This window comes from Bradyrhizobium sp. MI1.10 (assembly GCF_055811035.1).
Genome location: NZ_JBVVPN010000003.1, coordinates 184,985 through 192,154, shown reverse-complemented (window position 1 = coordinate 192,154; position 7,170 = coordinate 184,985). Strand labels below are relative to the sequence as shown.

Genomic DNA, 7,170 nt, shown 5'->3' with positions numbered 1-7,170 from the left:
CCCCTCGCGCCCCCCCCCCCCCCCCCCACCCCCCCCCCCCCCCCCCCCCCCCGGGGGCGCCCCCCCCCCCCCCCGCGGCGCCGCCCCCCCCCCCCCCCGGGGGGGGCGCCCCCCCCCCCCCCCCACGCTCGCACGTTACGCATCCATTACGCATGCATCATTCGATCGTTGTCGTAACATGACGGCGAGCGGGAAGTGTATCGTTCGCATGGGGCTGCAACCGAGATGGCAGCATGCGAGTAAGCACCGCCAGATACGAAGCCTTCGAAGCCGGCGCGCCGCATTCCGGCTCCCGCCTTGCGACGTCTCTCACCCTTGCCGCGATGAGCCTTGGTTATGGCGTGGTGCAGCTTGACGTCACCATCGTCAACACCGCGCTCGACGCCATGGGCAGGACGCTCGGCGGCGGCGTCGCCGAGCTGCAATGGGTGGTCAGCGCCTACACCATTGCGTTTGCCGCCTTCATCCTGACGGCCGGCGCACTCGGCGACCGCATCGGCGCCAAGCGCGTCTTCATGGCGGGCTTCGCAATCTTCACCGCGGCCTCGCTCGCCTGTGCGTTGTCGCCCAATGCGACCGTGCTGATTGGGGCGCGGCTGGTCCAGGGGCTGGCGGCGGCGATCCTGGTGCCGAATTCTCTTGCCCTGCTCAATCATGCCTATCCGGATGACCGCGAGCGCGGCCGCGCCGTCGCGATCTGGGCGGCCGGTGCGAGCCTCGCGCTCACCGCGGGCCCCTTCGTCGGCGGCGCGCTGATCACAGTGGTCGGCTGGCGCGCGATCTTTCTCGTCAACCTTCCGATCGGCCTCATCGGCCTTTGGCTGAGCTGGCGCTATGCGACCGAGACCACGCGCGCGCCCTCACGCGAGATCGATCTGCCCGGCCAGCTCGCGGCGATTGGTGCGCTGGGGGCGCTCGCCGGCGCGATCATCGAGGGGGGCGCGCTTGGCTGGCAGCATCCGGCTGTGCTCGCGGCGTTCGCTTCAGCCGCTCTCCTGGCGGTGCTGTTCGTCTGGCGCGAGAGCCGCGCGACGCAGCCGATGCTGCCCCTGTCCCTGTTCGATCACCGGCTGTTCAGCCTGACCGCACTCGTCGGCCTGCTCGTGAACGTCGCGATCTACGGGCTGATCTTCGTGCTCAGCCTGTACTTCCAGAGGATCAACGGCCTGTCGGCGTGGTGGACCGGTCTCGCCTTCGTGCCGATGATGGCGGTGGTGCTTCCAGTCAATCTGCTGGCGCCTCGTCTCGCCGAGCGTATCGGGGCGTGCCCGACCATCGTCCTCGGCGCCTGCGTCTCGGCGCTCGGTTGCGTCGGCCTGCTCTGGATCGAAGCCGGCACGAGCTATTGGGCGATTTTTGCACAGATGATCGCGATCAGCAGCGGACTTGGGCTGCTGGTGCCGCCGCTGACCTCGACCTTGTTGGGCAGCGTCGAGAAGGCGCGCTCCGGCATCGCGGCGGGCGTCCTGAACGCGACGCGGCAGACAGGCAGCGTGCTCGGCGTTGCGCTATTCGGTTCGCTAGTGGCCTCGGAAGGCGCGTTCATGACCGGCCTGCACGCATCGCTGGCGGTCTCGGCCACCGTCCTCGTGCTCGCTGCCGCCGTGATCGGGATCGGCGCGCGTTCGCGCGGGTGAACTGTGTGGAGGAATCAGCCGCGGCGCAGTGCGAAATGCGCGCCGCAGAACGCCATCGCGGCACCGAGGCCCAGCGCGGCAATCCCGGCCAGCACGCCCGAGACCGTCGGGACCGGGCTCGGCGCCGAGGCCACCTGGCCCGCACCCGCAAGCAGCAGCACGCCGACCGCGATCAGGAATTGCCGCATCCGTTGCGGGATCTGGCCCGAGACGGCGCTCTGCATCAATGTCGCCGTGAAATAACCGCCGGAGAAGCCGACGGAGGCGATCAGCCACCAGGCGATCGCCGCGCCCGCCGGTATGAACTCGTGCGTGTCCGAGTGCCAGAGGCCGCCGAGGTCGAGCCCGTAGCGGGCGCCCAGCATGTGCACGGCGAGCGCGAGCAGCACGCCGGAGATCACGGCGGCGCCGAGAATCAGGCGGCGCGGAAAAAAAATCGTCTCAGCCATGTCCCGCTTGTAGGATGGGGCAGGGCGCCCACGCAAGCGGATCGCAGATGGGATCGCCCGGATTGGATTGTTTGTGAAGATGCAGGATTCGGGAGCCGAGGCGGCTGCGGGCGCGAGCTACGCCTACAAGGCGTCGCTGATCGGCTCGGCGCATCGCTTCGAGCTGACGGAGGAGGGGCTGTCCTGGCACATCGGCGGCCGTTCGGGCCTGTGGCGTTATGACGAGATCAGTGCAATCCGGTTGTCGTTCCGCCCCGTCTCGATGCAGCAGCATCGCTTTCGCGCCGATGTCAGCCATGCCAGTGGCGGCCGCATCAGGATTCTGTCGACGAGCTGGCAGACCGCGGCCTTGATGGCGCCGCAGGACAATGGCTTTCGCAATTTCATCGTCGCGTTGCACGCGCGCATGGCGCAGGCCGGCAGCCAAGCCGAGTTGACCGCGGGCCTTGGCCGCAGGACCTACGCGACAATGCTGGCTTTTCTTGCGGCGCTTGCGGTGGCGATGACGGGGCTCCTGGTCCGGGCGCTTGCGATCAGCGAATTCGCCGGCGCGCTGTTCATCATCGGTTTTGCCGCGCTGTTCGCTTGGCAGATCGGCGGCTTCGTGCGGCGTAACCAGCCGCGGAGCTACAGCTTCGATCGCGTGCCGAGCGCTTTGCTGCCCTAATGGCCGTGTTGCCTTGGGTGCAATGGGCCGCAACCAAACGTGACTTCGCGCCGTTGCCCCGGTGTCGCATCGTGCTGCCATGTCAACCATGGACCGCGGCATGCGTAGGCCTTCGGCGGATGAGATCTCCGAGATCAACCGCGCCCATCTGATCGATACGCCGCTGCAGCCGGCGGACCTCCTGTTTATGTTCGGCACCCGAGAGGACGTCACGCTGCGGGCCGATACGGCGGGGCGACTATGGCGCCAGGGCTATTTCCGCTGGTCGGTTGTCAGCGGCGGCGTGACGGCGGGCTCGGAGCAATCCGAGTGCACGATTATCAAGGCGGCGATGGTCGCGGCCGGCATTCCAGCTGACCGAATTCTCGAGGAACATCATGCCCAAAACACAGGCGAGAACGTGATCCTTTCGCTGCCGATCATTGACGCGGCGCTCGGGCTGCACAATGTCCGCACCGTGATCTGCCTCGGCAACACCTGGACCGCGCGGCGCTATCCAATGACGCTGCACCGGCACTGGCCGGAGGTCGAGAAAATGCTGCTCACGGTCGACAGCTTTGCGACGCCGCGCGCGCTCTGGCACACCGATCCCGAATTTCGTCGCCGCATGCTGCATGAATGCGACAAGATCGAGCCTTACAAGGCGAAGGGCTTCATCGCGGAATGGCCGGAGGCCTGAGCGGGGAACGGCATCAGATTATTGTTTGACGCGTTTTCTTGACGCGAACCGGTATCCACTTCGCTCGAAGACGCTTTAGCTACTCCGTCGAGTCGAAATCCTCTTCCTTGGTGCCGAGTAGCGATGCGATCGTGCGCAGGCCGGAATCGAGCTGCTCGAAGGACGGTGGGGCGAGCGCGAGCCGCACTGCGTTCGGTGCGTGGCCATGGGCGATCGCGAAGGTCGAGGACGGTGTCAGCGCGATGCCGCGCCGGGCTGCTGCGGCGACGAAGGTCTGCGAGCGCCAGTGTGCCGGCAGCGTGAGCCAGAGGTGATAGGAGCGGGGATCGGCGGAGAGCTGGTAGCCGGCGAGCAACCTTGCCGCGGTCTGCTGGCGGCGCGCAGCGTCGATGCGTTTCAGCCGCGTCAGCTCGGCGACGGTGCCGTCTGCCATCAGCCGCTGCCCGGATGCGAGCGCGTGACCGGAGGCGATCCAGCCGCCGGTGCGGACCGCGCTCATCACGCTCTCGCGCAATCGCGGCGGCGCGACCAGGATGCCGAGCGCGAGGCCCGGCGCGACCTTCTTGGACAGGCTGTCGATCACGATGCAGCGGTCGGGGTCGAGCGCGGCCAGCGGCGTGTCGTCGGCCAGAAAGCCGTAGACGGCATCCTCGATGATGGTGAGATCAAGCTTCTCGGCAACGCGCATGATGTCGGCGCGCCGCGTCGCGTTCATGGTGACGCCGAGCGGGTTCTGGATGATGGGCTGGAGATACAGCGCCGACAGATGTGCCTCGCGATGCGCCTTCTGGATGGCGTCGGGGCGTGCGCCAAATTCGTCGATCGGTATCGGGACCAGCGTCACGCCGAGCCGCGCGGCGATGCTCTTGACGTACGGATAGGTCAGCGCCTCGACGCCGCAGCGGCCGCCGGTGGGAACGAGGGCTGCGAGGGCGGCCGCGAGCGACTGCTTGCCGTTCGCAGTGAAGATGATCTGCTCGGCTTGCGGTGCAAAATCCTTGCGCGCGAGATAGGCGGCGGCCGCATTGCGCGCGCTCTTGGTGCCGGTGCTGGTGGAGACGCGCAGCGCGGATTCGAGCGCGTCAACGCGTTCGAGGCCCGCAAGGCTCTTGGCGATCATCGCCCATTGCTGCGGCAGCAGCGGATAATTGACCTCGAAATCGATCCGCGCGTCGCGCGGCTCGCTCAGCGCCTCGACCTCGCGCCTGATGTCGCCGGAGATGAAGGTGCCGCGGCCGACCTCGCCAACGACGAGGCCGCGGCGGAGCAACTCCGTATAAACCCGGCTCGCGGTCGAGACCGCGATGCCACGGTCATAGGCAAAATTGCGCTGCGGCGGCAGCCGGTCGCCCGGCCTTAACGTGCCGTTAGAGATATCGAGAGCAATGGCATCGGCAAGCTTCACGTATTCGAACTTGGACATTATTGCACCGAGAGCAATGTTTCACTTGCTCCGAGTAGTGTACTGGAGCATTTAAGTTCCATCAAGCTTCACGATTGAGCCGAGGAGAGCGAGAGCAATCCGACGGCAAATGAGGTGCAGGCGCTCGGGCGCTTGCGCCAACGGCATCCGCATCGCCGCGTGGACAACAGGCCGGAGAAGGACAATGACCACGATCTCGCAGACCGCCGGGCGGAGTTTACGCTCATCCTCGTCAGACGGATTTTTTCGCAAGCTCGCCCACGGCGCCTATGCGCTGTTCGACGCCCTGGAGCGCCGCTCCGCCGTCAAGACGCTGAACGACCTCGATGACCGCGCCTTGCGCGACATCGGTATCACGCGCAGCCAGATCGAGGATGCGGTCTACGGTCAGGCCAAAGCAGAGCTGACGCGGTTTCTGTAAGCGCTTCGCTCTTGTCCCGGACGCGCTGCGTCCGGGGCACCAGACTGAGTTTTCAGGTACATCTGCTTCGATATCGTCATTGCGAGCGCAGCGAAGCAATCCAGAAACCCACCGTGGAAAGACTCTGGATTGCTTCCGCCTTCGCTAAAGCTTCGGCGGACAAGTCGCTGCGCTCGCAATGAAGGCGTTGGTGGGTAGCACTGTCGTTCCTTTAACTCGTACTTTTATCGTAGACACAGCTTCGCATCCTCGCGGCTTGTTTCGCCCGAGCTTTGCTTCGTCGCCTCACCCTCTAACGAAAGAGGGCGCAGGGAAGACCGGGCGCCGGCTGGCACCCGCGGTCCACTGTGCGAAATTGCAGTAAGAAAATCTGCACAGTGGCATACAGGTGAAGCCTGAACATCCGGCCTTCCCTGCGCAGTGGCTTTACGGCTTATGTCGCGCTCTCCCCGGGGAGCGATGCACTATTGCCCCCGTCGCCTTGCGGATGGCTGATGCGGATGCCCGGTCGGGCAACCCACATCACCGCAACACTTGGCGCACAGACCCCGGGCGCCAGGACCACACGATTTCGCCGTACGCCGATCACACCGGTCGAGTGCGCGGCGCCTTCGCTCACGGTTGCCCGCCCTGCAAAGCCGTTTGCGCCGATGTGGCCAACGTCCACCGCCGTCCGGCCCGCGTTCGTGACGATCGCGATACGCCCCTCTTCCTTGGGCCGGAGTGAGGCGGAATATACGCAATTCCGAAATTCGGTAAAGTGGAATATTTTTCGTGGCGCGCGTTGACCGAGAGCTTGGGTGTTTTGCCGGACGGGCAATGCAAGGGCTAGTAGCCCGGATGAGCGAAGCGCTATCCGGGAATCGTGACACGAGCTGTCCCGGGTATCGCTTCGCTCACCCGGGCCACGAGCTTGTATATGGTTCAGGCGAAGGCGGCCTGGCCCCAAAAACCGCCGAGAGCTCGATCGCCTTCGGAGCGCTCGGGCTTTCGGCGAGGTCGTGTCGCTGCGCCGCGTTGGCGCCGATGCCGGACATCCCGGCGCGGCAAATGTGCAGCGACGTTGCCCGCGAACCTGGCGATACGTGCGGCAGCCTGTTTAACGACGAACTGCATCGTCGTGACGCGGCTGAGCACGCCGAGCAGGATCAGCACCGAAAAGATGTCGATATAGGCGAGGAAGTCGCCGACCAGCATCAATTCCGGCGGGATTGGGATCCCGTGGTAGTAAGCCAGTATGAGGATCACGACGGGGATGAAGGCGATCACCTTCCGCACCGTCAGCCTGTCCAGCAGTGCGGCCAGTTGCACGACCAGCACCTCCCATAAAGCATCGCCGATCGCGAGCGGGATCTCGTACGTCCATCTCCGCCACCATTGCTTCACGACATTGCTCCGAGCTCAGTGCCTCACCACCAACACAGAGCATTTTGCGTAGCGCACGACATGCCCGGCATTGGAGCCGAGGAAATAGGTGCGCATCGCCGGCCGGTGCGAGGTCATCACGATCAGCTCGGCCTTCATGTGCACGGCTTCCTCCAGGATCTCGTGATAGATGCCGCCCTGGCGCACCACGCTAGAGATGCGGGAAGGCTCGATGCCGGACTCGCGTGCGACGATGGCGAGGGCTTCTTCCGAGGTCTGGCGCTGCTGTTCGTCGAAATCGGCCGGCACGTATTCGGCCAGCATCACCGGCGTCATCGGCAGCACGTTGAGCAGGCGCACCACCCCGCTCCAGGTCTGCGACAGCGTTGCCGCGGTCGCGATCGCCGGCTTGGCCAGGTCGGTGTCGGCGAGGTCGATGGGCACGAGGATGGACTTGAACATCTGCGCCTCCAAATCTTTCAGTCAGGACGTCTTGCCGGCACGTCACGCGATCAACCCGATCGAAGCA

The 7,170-nt window shown here is 65.6% G+C and carries 8 protein-coding genes; 4 read left to right on the top strand and 4 right to left on the bottom strand.

What is annotated here, in order from left to right:
* The first annotated feature begins 233 nt into the window (after positions 1–233).
* Positions 234–1,637, top strand: a complete 1,404-nt coding sequence (locus tag AC0L3K_RS05125; protein ID WP_473365505.1) for an MFS transporter — start codon at positions 234–236, stop codon at positions 1,635–1,637.
* Between the two features lie 14 nt (positions 1,638–1,651).
* On the opposite strand, the gene AC0L3K_RS05120 is transcribed toward AC0L3K_RS05125, so the two are convergent.
* A complete protein-coding gene (locus AC0L3K_RS05120; protein ID WP_007602071.1) occupies positions 1,652–2,086 on the bottom strand; it encodes a hypothetical protein in 435 nt (144 codons plus the stop codon).
* Between the two features lie 79 nt (positions 2,087–2,165).
* Between AC0L3K_RS05120 and AC0L3K_RS05115 the strand changes: the two genes are divergently transcribed.
* Positions 2,166–2,753, top strand: a complete 588-nt coding sequence (locus tag AC0L3K_RS05115; protein WP_473365504.1) for a hypothetical protein — start codon at positions 2,166–2,168, stop codon at positions 2,751–2,753.
* A gap of 100 nt (positions 2,754–2,853) precedes the next feature.
* Entirely contained in the window at positions 2,854–3,432 is a 579-nt protein-coding gene (locus AC0L3K_RS05110; protein WP_354128024.1) for a YdcF family protein, read from the top strand.
* A 79-nt stretch (positions 3,433–3,511) separates the two neighbouring features.
* Here AC0L3K_RS05110 and AC0L3K_RS05105 read toward each other — a convergent pair whose 3' ends face one another.
* Positions 3,512–4,855 carry an aminotransferase-like domain-containing protein gene (locus tag AC0L3K_RS05105; protein WP_354128025.1) on the bottom strand — a complete coding sequence of 448 codons (1,344 nt, stop codon included), beginning with the start codon at positions 4,853–4,855 and terminating at the stop codon, positions 3,512–3,514.
* A 184-nt stretch (positions 4,856–5,039) separates the two neighbouring features.
* Between AC0L3K_RS05105 and AC0L3K_RS05100 the strand changes: the two genes are divergently transcribed.
* Positions 5,040–5,276: a DUF1127 domain-containing protein gene (locus AC0L3K_RS05100; protein ID WP_007602084.1), complete on the top strand. Its 237-nt coding sequence runs from the start codon at positions 5,040–5,042 to the stop codon at positions 5,274–5,276.
* Between the two features lie 924 nt (positions 5,277–6,200).
* Here the strand turns inward: AC0L3K_RS05100 and AC0L3K_RS05095 are convergent.
* Together AC0L3K_RS05095 and AC0L3K_RS05090 are read right to left on the bottom strand one after the other, a co-directional pair.
* Positions 6,201–6,662 carry a hypothetical protein gene (locus tag AC0L3K_RS05095; RefSeq protein ID WP_354128026.1) on the bottom strand — a complete coding sequence of 154 codons (462 nt, stop codon included), beginning with the start codon at positions 6,660–6,662 and terminating at the stop codon, positions 6,201–6,203.
* A gap of 15 nt (positions 6,663–6,677) precedes the next feature.
* Positions 6,678–7,103 (bottom strand): universal stress protein, encoded by a 426-nt coding sequence (locus AC0L3K_RS05090; RefSeq protein ID WP_007602088.1) that lies wholly within the window; start codon positions 7,101–7,103, stop codon positions 6,678–6,680.
* Positions 7,104–7,170: the final 67 nt, after the last annotated feature.